The organism is Allobosea sp. 10L417 (genome assembly GCF_056395485.1).
Genome location: NZ_JBFTJP010000004.1, coordinates 270,371 through 289,436 on the forward strand (window position 1 = coordinate 270,371; position 19,066 = coordinate 289,436).

14 protein-coding genes are annotated in these 19,066 nt (G+C 66.9%); 7 read left to right on the forward strand and 7 right to left on the reverse strand.

Features of this window, described 5'->3' with window-relative positions:
- Positions 1 to 12: 12 nt before the first annotated feature.
- From AC1DE3_RS13635 to AC1DE3_RS13645, 3 genes are all read left to right on the forward strand, one after another.
- On the forward strand, positions 13 to 966 hold the full coding sequence (locus AC1DE3_RS13635) for an acetyl-CoA carboxylase carboxyltransferase subunit alpha (RefSeq protein WP_476797023.1): 954 nt from the start codon (positions 13 to 15) through the stop codon (positions 964 to 966).
- Positions 967 to 1,164: 198 nt separating this feature from the next.
- Positions 1,165 to 2,577, forward strand: coding sequence for a L,D-transpeptidase family protein (locus tag AC1DE3_RS13640; protein WP_476852442.1), 1,413 nt, complete (start codon positions 1,165 to 1,167; stop codon positions 2,575 to 2,577).
- A 213-nt stretch (positions 2,578 to 2,790) separates the two neighbouring features.
- Entirely contained in the window at positions 2,791 to 3,696 is a 906-nt protein-coding gene (locus AC1DE3_RS13645) for a TorF family putative porin (protein ID WP_441511623.1), read from the forward strand.
- A gap of 75 nt (positions 3,697 to 3,771) precedes the next feature.
- On the opposite strand, the gene AC1DE3_RS13650 is transcribed toward AC1DE3_RS13645, so the two are convergent.
- From AC1DE3_RS13650 to AC1DE3_RS13665, 4 genes are read right to left on the reverse strand one after another with little or no spacing between them, the layout of a single operon-like run.
- Positions 3,772 to 4,443 (reverse strand): AroM family protein, encoded by a 672-nt coding sequence (locus tag AC1DE3_RS13650; RefSeq protein WP_476797025.1) that lies wholly within the window; start codon positions 4,441 to 4,443, stop codon positions 3,772 to 3,774.
- Positions 4,444 to 4,502: 59 nt separating this feature from the next.
- On the reverse strand, positions 4,503 to 6,173 hold the full coding sequence (locus AC1DE3_RS13655; RefSeq protein ID WP_476797026.1) for an OPT/YSL family transporter: 1,671 nt from the start codon (positions 6,171 to 6,173) through the stop codon (positions 4,503 to 4,505).
- Positions 6,174 to 6,227: 54 nt separating this feature from the next.
- Positions 6,228 to 10,076, reverse strand: a complete 3,849-nt coding sequence (locus tag AC1DE3_RS13660; RefSeq protein WP_476797027.1) for a hydantoinase B/oxoprolinase family protein — start codon at positions 10,074 to 10,076, stop codon at positions 6,228 to 6,230.
- Positions 10,073 to 10,858 (reverse strand): IclR family transcriptional regulator, encoded by a 786-nt coding sequence (locus tag AC1DE3_RS13665; protein WP_476852443.1) that lies wholly within the window; start codon positions 10,856 to 10,858, stop codon positions 10,073 to 10,075. The genes AC1DE3_RS13660 and AC1DE3_RS13665 overlap by 4 nt, the downstream gene beginning before the upstream one ends.
- A gap of 203 nt (positions 10,859 to 11,061) precedes the next feature.
- Between AC1DE3_RS13665 and AC1DE3_RS13670 the strand changes: the two genes are divergently transcribed.
- Positions 11,062 to 12,030, forward strand: coding sequence for an ornithine cyclodeaminase family protein (locus AC1DE3_RS13670; RefSeq protein WP_476797029.1), 969 nt, complete (start codon positions 11,062 to 11,064; stop codon positions 12,028 to 12,030).
- Positions 12,031 to 12,032: 2 nt separating this feature from the next.
- Here the strand turns inward: AC1DE3_RS13670 and AC1DE3_RS13675 are convergent, their stop codons facing one another.
- Positions 12,033 to 12,461 (reverse strand): DUF1810 domain-containing protein, encoded by a 429-nt coding sequence (locus AC1DE3_RS13675; protein WP_476797030.1) that lies wholly within the window; start codon positions 12,459 to 12,461, stop codon positions 12,033 to 12,035.
- Between the two features lie 131 nt (positions 12,462 to 12,592).
- Here AC1DE3_RS13675 and AC1DE3_RS13680 point away from each other — a divergent pair, with 131 nt between their 5' ends.
- Positions 12,593 to 13,630, forward strand: a complete 1,038-nt coding sequence (locus AC1DE3_RS13680; RefSeq protein ID WP_476797031.1) for a DmpA family aminopeptidase — start codon at positions 12,593 to 12,595, stop codon at positions 13,628 to 13,630.
- Positions 13,631 to 13,764: 134 nt separating this feature from the next.
- Here the strand turns inward: AC1DE3_RS13680 and AC1DE3_RS13685 are convergent, their stop codons facing one another.
- A complete protein-coding gene (locus AC1DE3_RS13685) occupies positions 13,765 to 15,015 on the reverse strand; it encodes an aminopeptidase (protein ID WP_476797032.1) in 1,251 nt (416 codons plus the stop codon).
- Between the two features lie 107 nt (positions 15,016 to 15,122).
- Positions 15,123 to 16,013 carry a GntR family transcriptional regulator gene (locus tag AC1DE3_RS13690; RefSeq protein WP_476797033.1) on the reverse strand — a complete coding sequence of 297 codons (891 nt, stop codon included), beginning with the start codon at positions 16,011 to 16,013 and terminating at the stop codon, positions 15,123 to 15,125.
- Between the two features lie 82 nt (positions 16,014 to 16,095).
- On the opposite strand from AC1DE3_RS13690, the gene AC1DE3_RS13695 reads away from it, so the two are divergent.
- Complete coding sequence (locus AC1DE3_RS13695; RefSeq protein WP_441511613.1) at positions 16,096 to 17,238, forward strand: C45 family autoproteolytic acyltransferase/hydolase; 1,143 nt, start codon at positions 16,096 to 16,098, stop codon at positions 17,236 to 17,238.
- A 213-nt stretch (positions 17,239 to 17,451) separates the two neighbouring features.
- A complete protein-coding gene (locus tag AC1DE3_RS13700) occupies positions 17,452 to 19,005 on the forward strand; it encodes an ABC transporter substrate-binding protein (RefSeq protein WP_476797035.1) in 1,554 nt (517 codons plus the stop codon).
- Positions 19,006 to 19,066: the final 61 nt, after the last annotated feature.

The window sequence follows — 19,066 nt, forward strand, 5'->3', positions numbered from 1 at the left end:
AACTGGATCACGATGCGTAGCTATCTGGATTTCGAGAAACCGGTCGCCGAACTGGAGGCGAAGGCGGATGAATTGCGGGCACTCGAGGCACGCGGCGACGGCATTTCCCTGTCGGAAGAGATCGGCAAGCTCGACGCCAAGGCCAACCAGGCTCTGAAGGACATCTATGCGGCGCTGACGCCCTGGCAGAAGACGCTGGTGGCGCGCCATCCGCAGCGCCCGCACTTCAAGGATTACTGCGCCGGGCTGATCGAGGAATTCACGCCTCTCGCCGGCGACCGCGCCTTCGGCGAGGACGAGGCCATCGTCGGCGGCTTCGGCCGCTTCCGCGGCGAGCCGGTCTGCATCATCGGCCAGGAAAAGGGCGATTCGACCGAGACCCGCATCCGGCACAATTTCGGCATGCCCAAGCCCGAAGGCTACCGCAAGGCGGTGCGCCTCGCCGAAACGGCCGACCGCTTCGGCCTGCCGGTGCTGAGCTTCGTCGACACCGCCGGCGCCTATCCCGGCATCGAGGCCGAGGAGCGCGGCCAGGCCGAGGCCATCGCCCGTTCGACCGAGACCTGGCTCGGGCTGCGCAGCCCCAGCGTCGCGCTCGTCATCGGCGAGGGCGGCTCGGGCGGCGCCATCGCCATCGCCGCCGCCAGCCGCGTGCTCATGCTGGAGCATGCGATCTACTCGGTGATCTCGCCGGAAGGCGCGGCCTCTATCCTCTGGCGCGACACCGGCCGCGCGCAGGACGCGGCGACCGGCATGAAGATCACGGCGCAGGACCTGCTGAAGTTCGGGATCATCGACCGGATCGTGCAGGAGCCGACGGGCGGCGCCCATCGCGACGCGCACGCGGCTATCAGCCGCGCGGGCGATGCGATCGCAGCTGCGCTCGGCGATCTCGCCGGCCTCGGCGGCGAGGATATCGTTGCAAAACGCGCCGAAAAATTCCTCGCGATCGGGCGCAATCTCTGAGCAATCTTTGCGCGCGATATCTCGCACCGGCGAAAGCAGGATTCTTTACCGGCCGTTGACCATGTGGCCAGACGGGGCAAGCCTATGGTAAGGAACCCTCAAGGCTAACGCTTCTACAACGAGTCGACGGGCACAATTTGGCCCTCTTGCGAAGTCACAGGTCGCACTCTGGGCCTGCCGTTCGATGGGAATGACGACGTGGCAATCAAGCAACTCGCGCTAGTGGCTTTTGTTGCATTGACGCTGGCGGCCTGTGAGGAGGAGCGTTATCGCGGCTCCGCCCGGCACAACATCCCGATCCCGACCGCGACCTACGCGCTGATGTCCGAGAAGGGCATGAGCAAGGATCAGCCCATTCTGATCCGCTCCTACAAGAAGGAGTCGGAGCTCGAGGTCTGGAAGCGCAAGGCCGACGGCCAATACGCCCTGCTCAAGACCTTCCCGATGTGCCGCTGGTCCGGCCAGCTCGGCCCGAAGGTGCGCGAAGGCGACCGCATGGCGCCCGAGGGCTTCTATGCCATCGCGCCCCAGCAGATGAACCCGAACTCGTCCTATTACGTGTCGTTCAACATGGGCTACCCCAATGCCTATGACCGGGCGCATGGCCGCACCGGCGCGCATCTGATGGTCCACGGCGCCTGCTCCTCGGCCGGCTGCTACTCGATGACGGACGACCAGATCGGCGAGATCTACGCGCTGGTGCGCGAGGCGCAGAATGCTGGCCAGCGCGCCGTGCAGATGCAGGCCCTGCCCTTCCGGATGACGCCTGAGAACCTCGCCAAGCACCGTCTCGACCCGAACATCGCCTTCTGGAAGAACCTGAAGGAAGGCACGGACTATTTCGAGGTCACCCGGAATGAGCCCGCCGTCGCCGTGGCCGGCGGTCGCTATGTCTTCAACGGCGGCTCGGCTCCGGCCGCCGTCGCCGCGAAGCGCCAGCAGGACGAGGTCCAGGTCGCCTCGCTGGTCGCCAAGGGCACGCCGGCGATCCGGCTGATCTATGATGACGGCGACCAGCACGCGTCCTTCAAGCAGACGCTGCTCTCCGGCGGCTCCGACGCGCTCAACCGCTCCGCTTCCTGGGCCTCGAAAGATGTCGGCGTCAGCCGCGCCGACGCCCTGTCGATCGGCCCGCGCGTCGTCGTGCTCGACGACAAGGGCCAGGCGAAGGCCACTATCCGCGCCGCTTCGGCCGACAATGACGCCGTTCTCGCCGCCATCGCCGCCGCCCCGGCGGAAGTGGCCGCCAAGCCTGCCGCCGCGCCGCGCCCGGCAGCAGCTCCGGCTGCGACCCAGCTGGCCAAGGTCGCGCCCGGCAACGCCCTCCAGGCGCCGGTTCTCGCAAGCGCGGGTTCGACGCCGGTCGCGACGGTGGCTCCCGCAGAGGAAAAGCCCCTGCTGCAACGCGCGCTCAGCTTCATGCCGGTCTTCGGCGGCGGCTCCAGCGCTACGGCCGACCAGGGTGTCGGCAGCGCGCCGATCGCATCGGTCGTTCCGGCGACGCCGACAGCCACCAGCGCCCCGCTCCCGCCGCGCCGGGCCAATGGGCTCAAGACGTCCAGCCTGGACCAGTCCACGGCCGGCTATGCAAGTCAGGCCGCGACGCGCTGACCCATCGAAAACAGTCACTGGTCGCGTGACGCAAATGCAACAGCGCAACGGATAAAACAGGCTTGCTTATTTCGCAGGCGCGAAGGCCCTCCTTTCGGGGGCCTTTGCTTTTTGCGTGGGCGAAGCGCCCAAAACCTCGTCTTGCCCAAGTCGGTCTCGTCCGCTTGCTGGGACGACAGCGCAAATCAATGCGCGGCAAGGGGGTTCCTGCAGATGTCCGTTCGTTTCCGTTCCTCGATTCTAGGACTGGGTCTGGCCGCCGCTGTCGGCGTGGCACAGGCCTCAGACCTGCCGAGCAAGAAAGGCCCGCCGCCCGCCCCGGTCGTTCCGGCGATCACCTGGTTCGATATCGCCCTCAGCGTGAAGGGCATGACCGACTACAATTTCCGCGGCATCTCGCAGACCGATCGCAAGCCGGCTATCCAGGGCGGCGCCGAGCTGCAGATCTACAACAATCTGTTCTATCTCGGCGTCTACGGCTCCAACGTCGATCTCGCGACGAGCCCGACCGCGGAGATCGACTTCTACGGCGGCATCCGGCCGAAATTCGGCGACCTCTCCTTCGATTTCGGCGTCTGGCAATATTACTATCCCGCCGAAAAGCAGTTGATCGACGGCGCCGGCGTGTTCTGGACGCCGAAGAACACCGACTTCACCGAAGTCTACGGCAAGGTCTCCTACACCTTCGCCGAGAGCCTGACGCTCGGCGCCAACGTGTTCTACGCCTGGGATTGGCTCGGGACCGGCGCGAGCGGCACCTACGCCTCGCTGACGGCCAAGTACAGCCTGCCCTTCCTCGAGGGTCTCTCGGTCTCCGGCGAGCTCGGCCATTACTGGCTCGGCACCACCAACCTCGCGATCTGGTCGACTGTGCCGCCGACCAACCTGCCCGACTACACCTACTGGAACGCCGGCGTCTCCTATACCTGGAAGAACGTTACCGCCGACCTGCGCTACCACGACACCGACCTGTCCAAGAACAACTGCTTCCTGCTGACGGCCGATCCGCGCGGCATCGCCACCGGCACGGGTCGTTCCAACTGGTGCGGCGCCGCCGTCGTCGCGACGCTCTCCTTCGACATCACCGCCAGCAGCCTCGGCGTCTTCGCCGCAAAGTAAGCCTCCAAGCGGCCCAGCCCCAAGAAAGGCCGCCTCACAGGCGGCCTTTCTCATTCTGGCAGGACGACGGCGCCGTCAGACGATCTCGGACACCAGCTTGGCGATCAGGCTGTTGGAAAGGATCACCGGCAGGCCGGCCTCCGCCGCCTCGTGGCGATGACGCTCGACGAAGCCCATGCAATCCATCAGCAGGATTTCGGCCCCGCGTCCGGCCAGTTCGCGCGCGGCTTCCGCAACCGAAGCCCCCGCGCCGCCATAGGGGGAGGCAGCGGCATAGAGAGGCGCCCGGCCGAGCGGCGCCCATTTGCCGGCCTCTGACGAAATCTGTTCGGCCAGAGGCACGATGATCCCCAGCTGCGCGCCCTGGGTCAGCGCCGCCACGGCCGGCGGCAGGATGCGGTCCGGCTCGACGAGCCACGCCTTTTGCGTGCTCAGGCTTTCGAAATGGCCGGTGCAGAGCATCAGGATAGTGCCGCAGCCCTCGGCCTCCAGCAGCGCGAGCTTGCGCTGCGCCGCCTTCTCGGTCCGGGTGCGGTCGATGACGACTGCGCTGCCGTCGAGCAGCTTCGTGATCAACACCGGCTGGCCGGGCACTGCGGCGAAATCGCGTTCGATCTCAGCCCGGCTGAGACCGTCCAGCACGCCGGCATGGCGTTGGGGCAGGTCCGCATTGAGCACGGCATCCAGGATCGGCGTGATGTCGGCCCGCGGCGCCTGGCCGATGGTGAGGGTTCCGAGCTTGCTCATGGTCTCGTCCTGCACAGAAGAAAAAGGCCCGGGCGGTTTCTCGTCCGGGCCTCGGTCCCTCAACGCTTCCAGAAATTCTTCGAGACGGAGTCGAAGAAGGAGAAGATCGCGTCGCCGGCGATGACGCCAGCGGCAAAGACCTCCATATCGCCCTCGCCGCTCTTGCCGCGCAGCTTTTCCCAGACCACGCGGCAGAGGATGCCGGCCAGCACCGCCCAGCCCGCCATCGGGAAGCTGATCAGAAGGCCGGTGGCAAAGAGTACGCCGATCTGCCGCTTCGGCCCGCCGATGAACTGCAGGATCGCGCCGGGAATCGCCCAAAGGAAGAGCTGCCAGGCGACGCCATCAGCAACGCCGGCCTTGATCGTCGCGGCATAGACCTTGTTCACGGGGGCGACGAGGTTCTGGTCGAAGAAGGACTGGTACGAGAACAGCACGACCGCGCCGGCGACGACGAAGGCGAACATCGCGGCGAAGAGCTGCTGGCGGCGGCCATCAAGCTCGAAGGCCGGGTCGGCGCCATTGCCGCGCAGCAAATAGCCGGCCTTCAGATCATAGCCCATATCGGCGAAGGCAGGCCCGGTCGCGGCCGAGAAGCCGACGAGCAAAGCCAAGGCCGGCATCGGGAAGCCGATGAGCATGCCGATGATCAGCGTGATCAGCGCGACCGCGAAAGCCGGGAACCAGCCGGAATGCATCGCGGCGAGGCCGACGATCAGCTCATGCACATAGGCCGCGAAGGCGGCGTAGAGCACGAACAGGATCAGCATGCCCACTGACATCTCGCTCATCAGACCGCCAACCAGCGCAATGAAGATGGCGATGGCAAGATAGCCGATCGTGCCGAGGCCGAGCGCACGGCGCACCTCCGCATCGCCAACGCCTGCCTTTGGCTCGTTCTTCTTGGCATCGCTCGGTCGCAACAGCAGCAGCGCGACCTGCAGCAGCGCGACGAGGCCGGCGCCGATCATGAAGCCGTGCGGGATATAGGCGGCCATCAGGTCGCCCTTGGGAATGATGGTCTCGAAGAGCGGGCCCCCGAACAGCTGGCCGGAATAGCCGCGCAGCAGCAGCCCGACGCCGAACATCGTGAGCGCCCAGACATTGCCGATGAAGGCGACGCCGAAGGCCGACATCGGGATGCCGGTGACGGCGGCCGAGCCGGCGAAGCCGATCCAGGCCAGCGGGATCTTGATGAAGGAGGCGACGACGCCGGTGCCGAAGCCGATGCCCATCAGCACCGCCTTGCGGCCGCCCTCGTCGCCGGCCTTGATCGCCTCGGCGGCGGCGACGCCCGGAGGCCAGGCGCCCGTCGCCGGGAAGACGCGGGAATCGAACATCCGGTAGAGCAGATAGGCATCGAGCAGCATCGCGAAGAAGGCGCCGGCCAGCATCGGCAGCACCAGATCCGGCCGGCCGAGCAGCCAGGGAATGCCGACCGGCAGGAGCAGGCTGTTCGCCGCGCCAAAGGTGGCCGAGGAGATCGCGCTCTGAGCCAGGTTCTGCACATGGATCGAGCGGTAGCGGGCAAAGATCGCGAGCGGCACGCGCGCAAGCGCCATGGCCGCGAGCGCGCCGATCAGCGAGGTATTGGCGGTGATGCCCAGCGACACCAGAAGCTGCATGCCGATGATCGCGCCGAAGACGCAGAGCACGGCGATGAGCAGCAGCGTCGCCGGCTCGAACAGGCTGGGGTGCCGCCGAGGCACCCCTTCAGTCGGATTGTTCATGCCTCGGTCCCCATAATCGCCCCTTGCGGGCTGTTTGCGTTTCGATGCAGCCCGTCAGGCAACCAGGATGCCGGCCTTGGCCTCGCCGACGTCCTGCGTGGCATGCGCTCCCTGCACGCCGTAGTCCCGCTTGGCCGCGTCGGGCGAGACAAGGCCGAGCGCGATGTCGCGGGCGATCGCCTCCCGCGAGCGTTCCGCGGCCGGGCCGTAGCCGGCGCCGCCGGCGAGCACGAGTTCGACGATCTCGTGCGGCTGCTTGACCTGGACGAGCTCGCCGGTGCCGACGTCCTTCAGCACATGGCCCTGCTCGTCGATGACCCGGCCCGAGGCGCCGCCGCCGGCCTTGCCGCCGAACAGGCCGGGGATCGGGTTGTTGACCCCTTCCGGATAGAGCGAGACCAGCGTCGGCAGCCCGTCATCGGAGAGCTTGCGCAGCCGCACGCGCTGACCGAGACCGCCGCGATGCTGCCCGGCGCCGCCGGAGTCGGTGAGATAGGTCTTTTCGACCACCAGAACCGGCACGCGCGACTCGAAGGTCTCGATCGAGGTGTTCGCCGCCGAGGTCGGGTAGAGCAGTCCCGACTTGCCGTCGCCATGGGCCGAGCCGCCCTGGCCGCCACCGACGAAGAGCATGTCGGAATAGGTGTCGCCGGCCTGGTCGCGGCCATAGACGCTCGCCGCGACGGGCAGGCCGGTGAAGGCCTGCACCTGCTTCGGCGCCGCCTTGGACAGCGCGCGGAAGATGTTCGGCGCCAGATACCAGCCGGTGCGGGTGCGCAGGTTCACCGCCAGCGGCTTGTCGCAGTTCAGGATCGAGCCCTTCGGCGCCTCGATCGAGAAGGCGCGGTAGCAGCCGGCATTGCCGCGCACTGATGGCGTCAGCATGCATTTCAGCGGATAGGTCGCATGCGCCATCGTGTAGTTGAGCGTGCAGTTCAGCCCGCCCTGCGGGAGCTGCGGCGGCGCGCCGGCGAAGTCGAGATGGATCGTGTCGCCCTTCACTGTCAGCGCCAGCGGATAGGTCATCGGCGTGCCCAGCGGGTTGTTGGAGACGGTGCCGTGATAGGTTCCATCAGGCAGCGCGCGGATCGCCTCGCGCATCGCCCTTTCCGAGCGGCTCTGCACGACATGGGCGAGGGCCCTGAGATCCTGCATGCCGTAATCGGTGAGGAAGGACTGCAACCGCTCGGCGCCGATCGCGTTGGCCGCGACGAAGGAGTGGAGATCGCCGAGTACCTGCTCGGAGTTGCGCACGTTCTCAGCCAGCAGGCGCACCAGCGTCTCGTTGATCCGGCCGGCCTCGTAGAGCTTCATCGGCGGGATCTGGAAGCCTTCCTCGTAGATCTCGCGAGCCCGCAGCGAGTCCTTGGTGCCGCCGATGTCGGAGACATGGCCGACGGTCCCCATCAGCCCGACGACGCGATTGCCGAGGAAGACCGGCGTCACCACCGCGATGTCGAAGAGATGGCCGGCGCAGAGCCAGGGATCGTTGGTGATGAGCACGTCGCCGGGCTTCAGCGTCTGCGCCGGATAGCGCTCCAAGAGCGCCTTGACCGCGCGCGGCAGCGTCAAGTTGAACACCGGCATGGCGCGGGGCGAATGCGCCAGCGTCTCGCCTTCAGGGTCGAGCAATTCGCAGGCGAAGTCCTGCGCTTCCGAGATCACCAGCGAGAAGGCGGTGCGGCAGACCGTCAACCACATCTCCTCGACGACGTTGATCATCCGGCTCCACATGATCTCCAGCGAGATCGGATCGGCCTCGATCCGGCGCGCGGCCTCAGCCAGCGGCATGTCGGCGGTGATCGTCGTCTCGGCCGCGTTGGGCTGGGCGACATGGATGATGAGGTTCAGGACGTCGTCGATGGCGACGCTGTCGCCGGGCGGGACGATCGTGGTCGCCTCGCGCTCCTCGATGATCGCCGGGCCCTTGACGGTGTCGCCGGAACGCAGGGCGTAGCGATCATAGACCACCGCGTCGCTCCAGCCGCCCTCGAACCAGGCGCGGCGGCTGCCCTTGATCTTGGCGGCCGCATTGCCGCCGCCGGCCGCGCCGGAGAGCGAGAGCGTCGGAACCGGACCGGCGCAGCGGACGCGGAAGTTGATCGCCTCCAGCCGCGCGCCCTCATAGACCGAGGTGTAGCGGGCGGAATAAGCCTTGCTGAAGGCCGCGCGGATGGCATCCAGGCTCGACGCATCGATGGTGCCTGATGGCAGCGGCACGGAGATGTCGTGCATCTGGCCGACAAGGCGCATATCGGCCGTGCGTTCGACCGTGACGTCGCCGGGCTTCACCCCTGCTTCTATCAGGTGCTTGCGACCTTCCGTTTCGAGCTGGCCGAGCATCGCGTTGACCGCGGCGGCATCGAAGCCTTCCGAGAACTCGACGGGCAGCGAGCGCACCATGTCGAAGGAGAGCGGCGCGGCAAGGAAGCCGAGCGCCGAGGCCGCGCCGGAGGCCGGCGGGATGATGACCTGCTTGACGCCGAGCACGCGGGCGACGTCGACCGCATGCGCCGGGCCGGCGCCGCCGAAGCCGACCATGGCGTAATGGCGGGGGTCCTTGCCCTTCTCGACGAGATGGACGCGGGCGGCTGCGCCCATGCTCTCGACCACGACCTTGTGGATTCCCCAGGCGGCTTCCTCGACGGAAAGGCCAAGCGGCGCGGCCACTGTCGAGACGGCCTTGCGCGCAGCCTCCAGATCGAGCGCCATGCGCCCGCCAAGGAAGAATTTCGGATCGTAATAGCCGAGCACGAGATTGGCGTCGGTCACGGTCGGCTTCACGCCGCCCATGCCGTAGCACGCCGGACCGGGATCGGAACCGGCCGAATGCGGGCCGACCTTGAGCAGGCCGACCTCGTCGATGGCGGCGATCGAGCCGCCGCCGGCGCCGATCTCGATCATGTCGATGACGGGGGCCTTGATCGGCAGGCCGGAGCCCTTGGCGAAGCGGTTGACCCGGCCGGCTTCGAGCATCGGCGCGATCTCGGCGCGGCCATCCTCGATCATGCAGGCCTTGGCCGTGGTGCCACCCATGTCGAAAGAGATCACGTCCTTGTGGCCGGCGAGCTCACCGAACAGCGCCGTGGCGAGGCCGCCGCCAGCCGGGCCGCTTTCGAGCAGACGGATCGGGAAGGTGCGCGCCGTCTCGGGCGAGACGAGACCGCCGGCCGAATGCATCAGCCGGAGCGCGCCGGTGAAGGAGCGGGCCGCAAGCTCGCGCTCCAGCCGCTGCAGATAGCGGCGCATCAGCGGCTGGACATAGGCATTGGCCGCCGTGGTGACGAAGCGCTGGTATTCCCAGATTTCGGCGACGACCTCGCTCGACAGCGAGACGGTGAGTTCCGGGCAGGTCTCGCGGACGATGCGGCCGGCTTCCTGCTCATGCGCCGGATTGCGGTAGCTGTTGAGGAAGCAGATCGCGATCGCCTCGCAGCCAGCAGCTTCGAGCTCGCGGGCGGCCTTGCGCACCGCTTCCGCATCGAGCGCAGTCACGACCTTGCCGTCGCGGTCGATGCGCTCGGCCACTTCGAGGCGATGCTCGCGGGAGACCAGCGGGTCGGGGAAGGTTAGGAACAGGTCGTAGATGTCGTAGCGCTGCTCGGTCCCCATTTCGAGGATGTCGCGGAAGCCCTTGGTGGTGATCAGGCCGAGCTTGGAGCCCTTGCGCTCGATCACGGCGTTGGTGACCAGCGTCGTGCCGTGGACGATGTCGCCGACATCGGCGAGCGTGATCCCGGCCATATCGACGAGCTCGCCGAGGCCGATCAGCGCGGCTTCGGAGGGATCGTGCGGCGTGGTCAGGCGCTTGTGCAGCCGGACCGAGCGCTCCTGCGAGTCGTAGAGGATGAAATCGGTGAAGGTGCCGCCGATGTCGAAGCCGATGCGCCAACGATTGCTCATGGAGCGGTCTCCGYGATGGGAAGGTTCAAGGGAAAGAAGCGCTTGTCCTGGGTCAGGGCCGCGATCTCGGCGCCGCCCTCCCCCAGCGAACGGATGATGGCGAGGCGCTCGGCCGGCTCCACCGTGGCGGCTGGGAAGGAGATGCAGATCGCCACCTCGTCGCCGCTGACGGGATCGCCGACGGCGACCGAGATGGCTCGCACGCCGCGCACCGCCTCGTCATGGGATTCGGCAAAGCCCGCGCTGCGGACGACCGCGAGGCGCGCCAGAAGCTCGTCCATGGTCTGCGGTGCGGTCTCTGAGGGCGCGGTGAAGCCGGCCGGATAAAGCGCGCGAACCTCGTCGTCCGAGAGCCGAGCGAGCAGGGCGCGGCCGGTGCTGGAGGCGAAGGCGGGGATGCGGTCGCCGATCGCGGTGACGACGCGCAGCGCATGGCTGCCGGGATGGGCGGTGACGCCGACGATCTCGTTGCCGCGCCGGACGCTGATATAGCCGGTATGGCCGATCTGATCGGAGATTCTGCCGACCACAGCATCGGCGCGGTCGATCAGCGAGGCCGCGAAACGATAGAGATGCCCGACCTGATTGAGCAGCAGCGAAGGGCGATAGCGCTTGCTGTCGCCGACGGTTTCCAGCAGCCCCTCGTCCCGCATCGCCCGCAGCAGCCGCGAGGCGTTGCTCTTCGGCATGCCCAGCAGCGACACGAGATCGGTCACCGTCACATCGTGACGCGTGCTGGAGAAGCAACGAAGCACATCCACGGCCGACGACAGGATGGACATCGGGATCGGTCCTAAAAGTTCCATTAAACGGAACTTGAGTTGCAATAAAAGGAACGATACGCCGGTTAATGAAGATGTCAATCCTGTGATCCCGCCCGATCGCAACGCGCTCGGCCGTCTCGACGCCGGCCAAGCTCGGCTGTATCCCCCCGTTTACGCGGGTTTTTCCCGCCGCCGCGCCTTGCCGTTACGGAGCTCTCGGGATGAGCGAAACCCTGCTTTATCTGTCGCGCGAGAACGTCCGGGCGCTGTCGATCCCGGCGGCCGCGGCGCGCGAGGCCGTCCTCCAGGGATTTCGCGACCATGGCGCCGGCCTGAACCGCAGCCTGCCGAAGAGCACGCTGACGCTCGGCCCCGGCCATGGCTTCCAGGCGATGACAGCCGCCTCCTCGGCGCAGGGGATCGCCACGGTGAAATGGGTGGCGATGGCGCCCGTCGCTGCCGGCTCACCGCTGCCGGCCGTGAGCGCGCTGATCTGCGTCAGCGACTATGAGACCGGCCAGCCACTCGCCGTCCTCGACGGCGACGAGATCACGCTGATCCGCACCGCGGCGATCAGCGCCGCCGCGGCATCGCTACTGGCACCCGCTGCGCCGCAGACCATCGGCTTCGTCGGCTGCGGCCTGCAGGCCCACGCCCATCTCGCCGCCTTCCGCGATCTCTATCCCGGCCTGACCCACGCGCTGATGCTCAGCCGCAGCCGCTCCTCCGCCGAACGCCTCGCCGAAGCGGCACGCGCAGCCGGGCTCGCCACCGAAATCCTCGACGAACCTGATGCGCTGCTCGCCTGCAGCGACATCGTGATCTCGATGGTGCCGGGCGCGGCGGGCATGACGCCCTTCCTCGATGCGCAGCGCCTTAAGCCGACCGCCCTGGCAGTAGCAGTCGACACCGGCCGCAGCTGGAAGCCGGAGACGCTGCCGGCCTTCGACCTGCTCGCAACCGACAGCCTCGAACAATCGCGCGCGCCCTACGGCGCCGACGGCACCCCCGTCACGACCGTCGCCTTCCAGCACGATTTGATCGGATTGGCCGCTGCACCGCAGCCGAACTCGGCGGTGGGGCGCTCCCTCTTCGCCTTCCGCGGCGTCGCCTTCGCCGACCTCGCCCTCGCCCATCTCGCCGTCGCGCAAGCCCGCGCGCAGGGGCTCGGGACGGTGCTGCCGCGCTGAAGCTAGGTCTTGCCAAGCAGTTCCAAGGTGCGTGGATCGGGACCGTCGAAGAAGCGGCTCAGCACCGCGCGATAGGCGTTGGCGCCGTCCCCGCTCGCGGCATCGAACAGCGTCATCGAGGAGCACAGCTTCCTGTCGTCGGGCGAGCCGAAGATCGCGTTTGCACTGCGTCCCTCATGCGCAAGCACCGCCTCCACGATCGCTGCGAGCCTCGGCCCCAGAACCGGATGTGCCAGATAGGCCCGCGCCTCGTCGAGCGAGCCGATGCCGTAGAACTCCGAATTCGGGGACAGGCCGAGCCCGCGCATCTGCGGAAACACGAACCAGATCCAGTGGCTGCGCTTGCGCCCGGCCTTCACCTCGGCGAGCGCATCGTCCCAGACGGGCTCTTGCGCATCGAGAAAGCGCTGCAGATGGAACGGATCGGACATCGGCGCACTCCCTGCTTCGCCATCTCAAACGCGCGGACTGCCCTGCCGTTCATTCCGCCCCGCGCCTGACGCGCTTGAGCCGGCACGCGCCCATGCTATTCCCGCCGAACGATCCATCGAGACCCGGCACCATGACCCAGCGCCTGCGCGATTTCGGCCTTTCCTGCGGCATCATGCAGCCGGGCCCGCTCAATGCCATCACCGACGTGGCGGGGGTGAAGCTCGGGCACTGCACCCTGCGCGACGGCGACATCCTGACCGGCTTCACGGCGCTGTTGCCGCATGACGGCAACCTCTTCCGCCGCAAGATGCGCGCGGCGGTCGAAATCATCAACGGCTTCGGCAAGAGCGCGGGGTTGATGCAACTCGCCGAACTCGGCCAGATCGAGACGCCCCTCCTGCTCGGCAACACGCTGAGCGTCGGCACCGGATTCGACGCGCTGGTGACGCGCGCGCTCGCCGACAATCCCGACATCGGCCGCGAGACCGGCACGGTCAACCCGATCGTGCTCGAATGCAATGACGGCTATCTCTCGGACATCCGCGCCCGCGCGCTGACGCAGGTGCATGCCTTCGCCGCGCTCGACGCTGCCACTTCAGGCCCAGTCGCGGAAGGCGCGGTCGGCGCCGGCACGGGCATGAGTGCCTTCGGCTTCAAGGGCGGCATCGGCACAGCCTCGCGGTGCTTCGATCTCGACAGCGCCGATTACACGCTCGGCGTGCTCGCGCTGGCGAATTTCGGCAATGCGGGCGATCTCGTCCTGCCCGACGGGCGCCGCCCCGTCCCGCCGGAGGCCAAGCCGCAGAGCGAGCGCGGCTCCGTCATCCTCGTCATCGCGACCGACGTGCCACTGGAATCGCGGCAGCTGCAACGGGTCGCGCGGCGTGGCGGCGCCGGTCTCGCCCGGCTCGGCGCCTTCTGGGGCAATGGCAGCGGCGACATCGCGGTCGCCTTCTCGACGGCTGATCCGATCGACCACGATCAGCCGAACGATCTCGTGCCGCTTCGCGCCCTCAACGAGAACCGCATCGACACGCTCTTCCGCGCAGCCACTGAAGCGACGCAGGAAGCCGTGCTCAACGCGATGGCCGCCGCCCCCGCCACGACCGGTCGTGACGGTCAGCATCGCCCGTCGCTCGGGGATTGGCTCAGGACGAACCCGGCCTGACGAGGAAACACACCGTCATGCTCGCCCTTGTGGCGAGCATCCACGTCTTGAACACCGCATTCCACGAAGGGAGACGTGGATGGTTGGGACAAGCCCGACCATGACGGAAGGTGCGTCGGCTAGACGTTCGCGCTTCAGGCCCACTCGCCCTTGCGGAACACCGGCACGCGCCGGCCGTCAGCATGCACACCGTCGATATCGACCTCGCCGGAACCAATCATCCAGTCGATATGGATCAGGCTCTTGTTGCCGCCTTGCGCCGCGATCTGCTCCGGCGTGAGGTTCGCGCCGTCGACGAAGCATTTCGAATAGCACTGGCCGAGCGCGATGTGGCAGGAGGCGTTCTCGTCGAAGAGGGTGTTGTAGAACAGGATGCCGCTCTTCGAGATCGGCGAGGAATGCGGCACCAGCGCCACCTCGCCGAGACGGCGCGCGCCCTCGTCCGTGTCGAGCACCTTGTTCAGGACCGCCTCGCCGCGCGAAGCCTTGGCCTCTGCGATCCGGCCGCCCTCGAAGCGCACCTGGATGCCGTCGATCAGCGAGCCCTGATAGGAGAGCGGCTTGGTGCTCGAGACATGACCCTCGATGCGGCGCGCATGCGGGGTGGTGAAGACCTCCTCGGTCGGGATGTTCGGGTTGCAGACGACGCCGTTCTTGGCCGGCGAGGCGCCGCCCTGCCAGTCATGGCCGTCAGCGAGCCCGACGACGAGATCGGTGCCCGGCCCGGTGAAGTGCAGAGAAGCGAAGCGCTGGCCGTTCAGCCAGTCGCGGCGGGTCCGCAGTGCCGCGTTGTGCGCCGCCCAGGCGGCCACCGGATCGGCCTCGTTGATGCGCGAAGCGGCGAAGATCGCCTCCGCCAACTTGCCGACCGCCACCTCCTCGGCATCATCCGGGAAAACCTGCTTCGCCCAGGCCGCGCTGGGATAGGCCAGGATGTTCCAGTTGATGTCGAAGCCGGCGATCTTCTCCAGCGCCGGCTGATAGGCGACGGAATTCGCCTTGCTGGCGCGCCCGACCTTGGCCGGGTCTTCGTTCGCCAGCAGCATCGGATTGTCGCCGACCACGGCGAGCCGCGCGGTGTTGGCGGAGAAGGCCTTGGCGACGCCCTCATAGAGCCAGGCCGGCGCCTTGTCGAAGCTCGCATCCGGCGCATAGCGATAGCGCGCGAGCGTGATCTCCTCGTCGGCAAGCATCGGCGTCACGATGCCGGCGCCGGCCTTGTAGGCGTGCTCGGCGATGCGCCGGACCAGCGGTAGCGCCGCGACCGGCGCGGTCAGGAACAGGTCCTGCCCCGGTTGCAGATTGAGGCCGACGCGGATGGCGACCTCGGCCAGCTTGTCGAGCTTCGCGGGATCGATGGCTTGCGGGCGCTGGTGAACAGTCATGGCACTCGACCTGTCGGATTCGGGATATCGGCCATTGCGGGCCCAAATCGCGGCCGGGTCAACCGCCTCGGCGGCAGGGCAGCCATCTCGGGCCCGGACAGGCTGGCTCACTCGGCCTCATCGACCTGTCGCGTCCCCAGCTTGAGCTTACTGGCCCGGAACAAGTGGCTCCGCATCAAGGCTGAGGCGACTTCGTTCTCTCCTGCTTCCAGATGGTCGAGCATGGCCAAATGCTCCGTGCAATTCACCTGCACGCGCTCGAAACCGAGACCCCAGTCATAGTTCGAGAGGCGCCGGAGCTGGTTCTGGCGACGCACGGCAGAGTGGAAGTAGCGATTGCCCGTCGCCCCGGCCAAGCCTTCATGGAAAGCGGCATTCATCTCGTAGAACGCGATGCTCGAAGACTCGCGCCACGGGCTTTGCAGATATTCGAGATGGCGCGCCCGCATCTCGGCGATCCAGCCGGGCTCGAGGTGAAAGCCCGGTTCGAGCATGCACATCGGCTCGATGACCAGACGGAAGCGATAGCTCTCGTCGCGCAGACGCTTGTCGCGCGGCTCGTGCAGGAAGCGCCAGCCATAGCCCGGCTTGCGCTCGACCATGTCGAGATCGGCGAGGCGCGCAAGCAGCTTCTGCGCCTCGGGCCGGCCAAGTTCATAGCGCCGCATCACTTCGAGTTCCGAAACCTCGTCGGGCAGCAGCCCGTTCTCGCGCTCATGCGCCAGCCGGATCATGGCGAGGTCGATCGCCTCCGGCGGCAGAGCGCTATCGCTCGCGGCCGGCAGCTTCACGATCTCGATGCCCTTGTTGAGATGACGGCGAACGATGCCCTGCTCGGCGAGATGGTCAAGCGCTGCGCGCACTGGCGTGCGCGAGACGCCGAGGCGGCGGGCCGTCGCATTCTCGTTCAGCCAGGCGCCCGCGCCGAGCGCATCATCCCGCACCAGTTGCAGGATGCGCCCGGCAATCTCCTGCTGCAACCGGGTCGGAACGGTCATCGGAAAGCCCTTGCTTGTTTTAGTTGACGATGAAATACATTACAGATCAATGTCACGCCAGCATATCGGAAAGTTGCGCGCCATGGTCCAGCCCTGCCCCTTCGTCGACGTTTCGGGCTCGCCCTATGAGCGCGGCCGCCAGCACGGCGCGGCCGTGCCTCAGCGCGTGAAGCGCTCGATCGAGCTCTATGGCGGCCAGCTTGGCGACCTCGGCTACGACGCCAAGGCCAAATCCGCCCTGATCGGCGAGTTCGCCAGCGAGATCGAGGCCTTCGGCGCGCATTACATCGAAGAGATGCGTGGCATCGCCGACGGCGCCGGCGTCGCGCTCGAAGACATCATCATGGTCAACGCCCGCACCGAGGTCATCGCCAAGGCGCGGATGGTCAAGAACAAGCCGGTCGAGGCAACCGAAGAACTCGACGATGGCTGCACCGGCGCCATCATCCTGCCCGAGCGCAGCGCCTCGGGCGAGCTTATCCACGGCCAGAACTGGGACTGGCGTGCCGAATGCGCGGAGACCGCGATCGTGCTGCGTGTGCGCCGCGACGACGGTCCGGATTTCCTGACCTTCGTCGAGGCCGGCGGCCTCGCCCGCTGCGGCATGAACGCGGCCGGCATCTCGATCACCGCCAACTATCTCGAATGCGAGCGCGACTTCACCCAGACCGGCGTGCCGCTCGCCCTGATCCGCCGCAAGGTGCTGGAGCAGGAGCACCTCGCCTTCGCGATCAAGGCCGTGGCCGCGACGCCGAAGGCCTGCTCCAACAACATGATGCTCTCGACCGTGAAGGGCTTCGGCATCGACTTCGAATGCGCCCCGGACGAGGCGTTTCCGATCTATCCGGAAGACGGCATGATCGTGCACGCCAACCACTGGGTCGGGCAGGTCGCGCTGACCAAGGTGAAGAACACCAGCATTCCGCGCGTGCCTGAGAGCTTCTACCGCGACTGGCGGGTGAAGAAGCTGCTCGACGAGGCCGGCCGAAAGCTGACGGTCGACGATCTCAAGCAGGCTCTCTTCGACGATTTCCTCTCGCCCTATTCGGTCTGCCGGCCGGCCCGCCCGAACGAGCAGGGCAACCTCTCGGCGACCGTCGCGATGGTGATCATGCAGCCCGCCAAGGGGATCATGGAGGTCGCACCGCTGCCGGCCGAGAACCGCGTCTTCACCCGCTACAGCCTGACCGAGGAGCCCGTCCTGCTCGCCGAAGCGGCGGAATAAACAGACGACAAAGGCTGCTTGGAAGCCCACTCAGCCCTCATCCTGAGGAGCCATTCCCGAGGGAACGGCGTCTCGAAGGATGGTCCAGGAGACTCGGGAGATATCTGGAACTCCCTTCGAGACGGCCCTGACGGGCCTCTTCAGGATGAGGTCTCACATTGAAGAACGGCCTCCGGGCACCGCGTCACAACCGAATAAAAACAGGGGAACATGATGCGTCGAACCACTACCACCGCCCTCGCCGCCGCGCTGTTGTGCGGCGGCTTGGTCCAGGCCGCCGAGGCCAGCACGCTCAAGATTCAGCTGCGCGCCGACATCCGCTCGATCAATCCCGGCGTCAATCGCGACGCCAATACTGACGGCGTCGTCGTTCAGATGGTCGAGGGCCTCGTCGCCTATGGCGAGGACGCGCTGCCCAAGCCCTTGCTGGCCGAGAAGGTCGAGATCTCGCCGGACGGCAAGAACTACACCTTCACGCTGCGCCCGGGCGTGAAGTTCCACAACGGCGCCCCCCTGACCGCAGCCGATGTGCTGTGGAGCTGGAATCGCTACATGGACCCGAAGACCGACTGGCGCTGCCTCTCGGAGTTCGACGGGCGCGGCCAGGTCAAGGTCGAGAAGGTCTCGGCGCCGAACGAGAAGACCGTTGTCTTCGAGCTCGACAAGCCCAGCGCGCTCTTTCTTTCCGCGCTCGCCCGCACCGATTGCGCCATGACCGGCATCATCCACAAAGACTCGGTCAAGACCGATGGCAGCTTCGACAAGCCGATCGGCACCGGCCCGTTCAAATTCGGCGAATGGAAGCGCGGCGAGTACATCAAGCTCGAGCGCTTCGCCGACTACGCCTCGCTGCCCGGCAAGATCGACGGATTGACCGGGGCCAAGAAGCCGCTGGTCGACGAAGTCCACTTCCTCATCATCCCCGACAACGCGACCGCCAAGGCAGCGCTGCTGCGCGGCGACATCGACATCGTTCCCGACATCGCCAATACCGACATCGCCGAGCTGAAGAAGAACGACAAGGTCAAGACCTCCGTCGTCACCAGCATGGGCCTGGTCGGCCTGATCATCCAGACGCGCGACCCGCTGCTGCAGAACGTCAAGCTGCGGCAGGCGATCGCCGCCGCGGTCGACACCAAGGAGCTGGTCGCCGCCGTCAGTGACGGCATCGGCACGCCCAACAACTCGATCGTCCCGGCGCTCTCCGCCTATTACGGCCCGGTGCAGAAGCAGGGTTGGAAATACGACCCGGCCGCCGCCAAGAAGCTCATCGCGGAAGCCGGCTACAAGGGCGAGAAGATCGTGATGCTCGCCAACAAGCGCTATCCCGAGAGCTTCGATGCCGCCGTGGTCGCCCAGCAGATGCTGCAGGCGGTCGGACTCAACGTCGAGATCGAAGTCCTGGAATGGGCGACGCAGCTCGACCGCTACAGCAAGGGCAACTACCAGATCCAGGCCTTCCCCTATTCCGGCCGCATGGACCCCGCGCTGAGCTACGAGTCGATGACCGGGCCGAAGGACAAGCAGCCGCGCAAGCTCTGGGACAATCCCGAAATCCAGGCGTTGCTCGACAAGTCGATGGTGGTGAACGACCGCTCCGGGCGTCAGGCGATCTTCGACGAGTTGCACAAGCGCTTCCTCGGCGAGGTGCCGATGGTGATGCTCTATAACGGCATCGTCGGCGGAGCGATGGGCGCCAAGACCAAGGGCTATGTCTCGACCGTCAGCTCGCTGCCGCGGGCCTGGGAAGTCACGGTCGACGAATAGCGATCGAACCGCTCCATCTTCGGGATCTCCCGCGACATCGAGGCATGCCCGCACAGGGCGT

Coding starts and splice junctions, on each gene's coding strand:
- AC1DE3_RS13675 (WP_476797030.1), bottom strand. CDS start 12,461: ATGTCCGATCCGTTCCATCTGCAGCGCTTTCTCGATGCGCAAGAGCCC.
- AC1DE3_RS13645 (WP_441511623.1), top strand. CDS start 2,791: ATGTCCGTTCGTTTCCGTTCCTCGATTCTAGGACTGGGTCTGGCCGCC.
- AC1DE3_RS13655 (WP_476797026.1), bottom strand. CDS start 6,173: ATGAACAATCCGACTGAAGGGGTGCCTCGGCGGCACCCCAGCCTGTTC.
- AC1DE3_RS13690 (WP_476797033.1), bottom strand. CDS start 16,013: ATGACCGTTCCGACCCGGTTGCAGCAGGAGATTGCCGGGCGCATCCTG.
- AC1DE3_RS13700 (WP_476797035.1), top strand. CDS start 17,452: ATGCGTCGAACCACTACCACCGCCCTCGCCGCCGCGCTGTTGTGCGGC.
- AC1DE3_RS13635 (WP_476797023.1), top strand. CDS start 13: ATGCGTAGCTATCTGGATTTCGAGAAACCGGTCGCCGAACTGGAGGCG.
- AC1DE3_RS13680 (WP_476797031.1), top strand. CDS start 12,593: ATGACCCAGCGCCTGCGCGATTTCGGCCTTTCCTGCGGCATCATGCAG.
- AC1DE3_RS13695 (WP_441511613.1), top strand. CDS start 16,096: ATGGTCCAGCCCTGCCCCTTCGTCGACGTTTCGGGCTCGCCCTATGAG.
- AC1DE3_RS13670 (WP_476797029.1), top strand. CDS start 11,062: ATGAGCGAAACCCTGCTTTATCTGTCGCGCGAGAACGTCCGGGCGCTG.
- AC1DE3_RS13685 (WP_476797032.1), bottom strand. CDS start 15,015: ATGACTGTTCACCAGCGCCCGCAAGCCATCGATCCCGCGAAGCTCGAC.
- AC1DE3_RS13650 (WP_476797025.1), bottom strand. CDS start 4,443: ATGAGCAAGCTCGGAACCCTCACCATCGGCCAGGCGCCGCGGGCCGAC.
- AC1DE3_RS13660 (WP_476797027.1), bottom strand. CDS start 10,076: ATGAGCAATCGTTGGCGCATCGGCTTCGACATCGGCGGCACCTTCACC.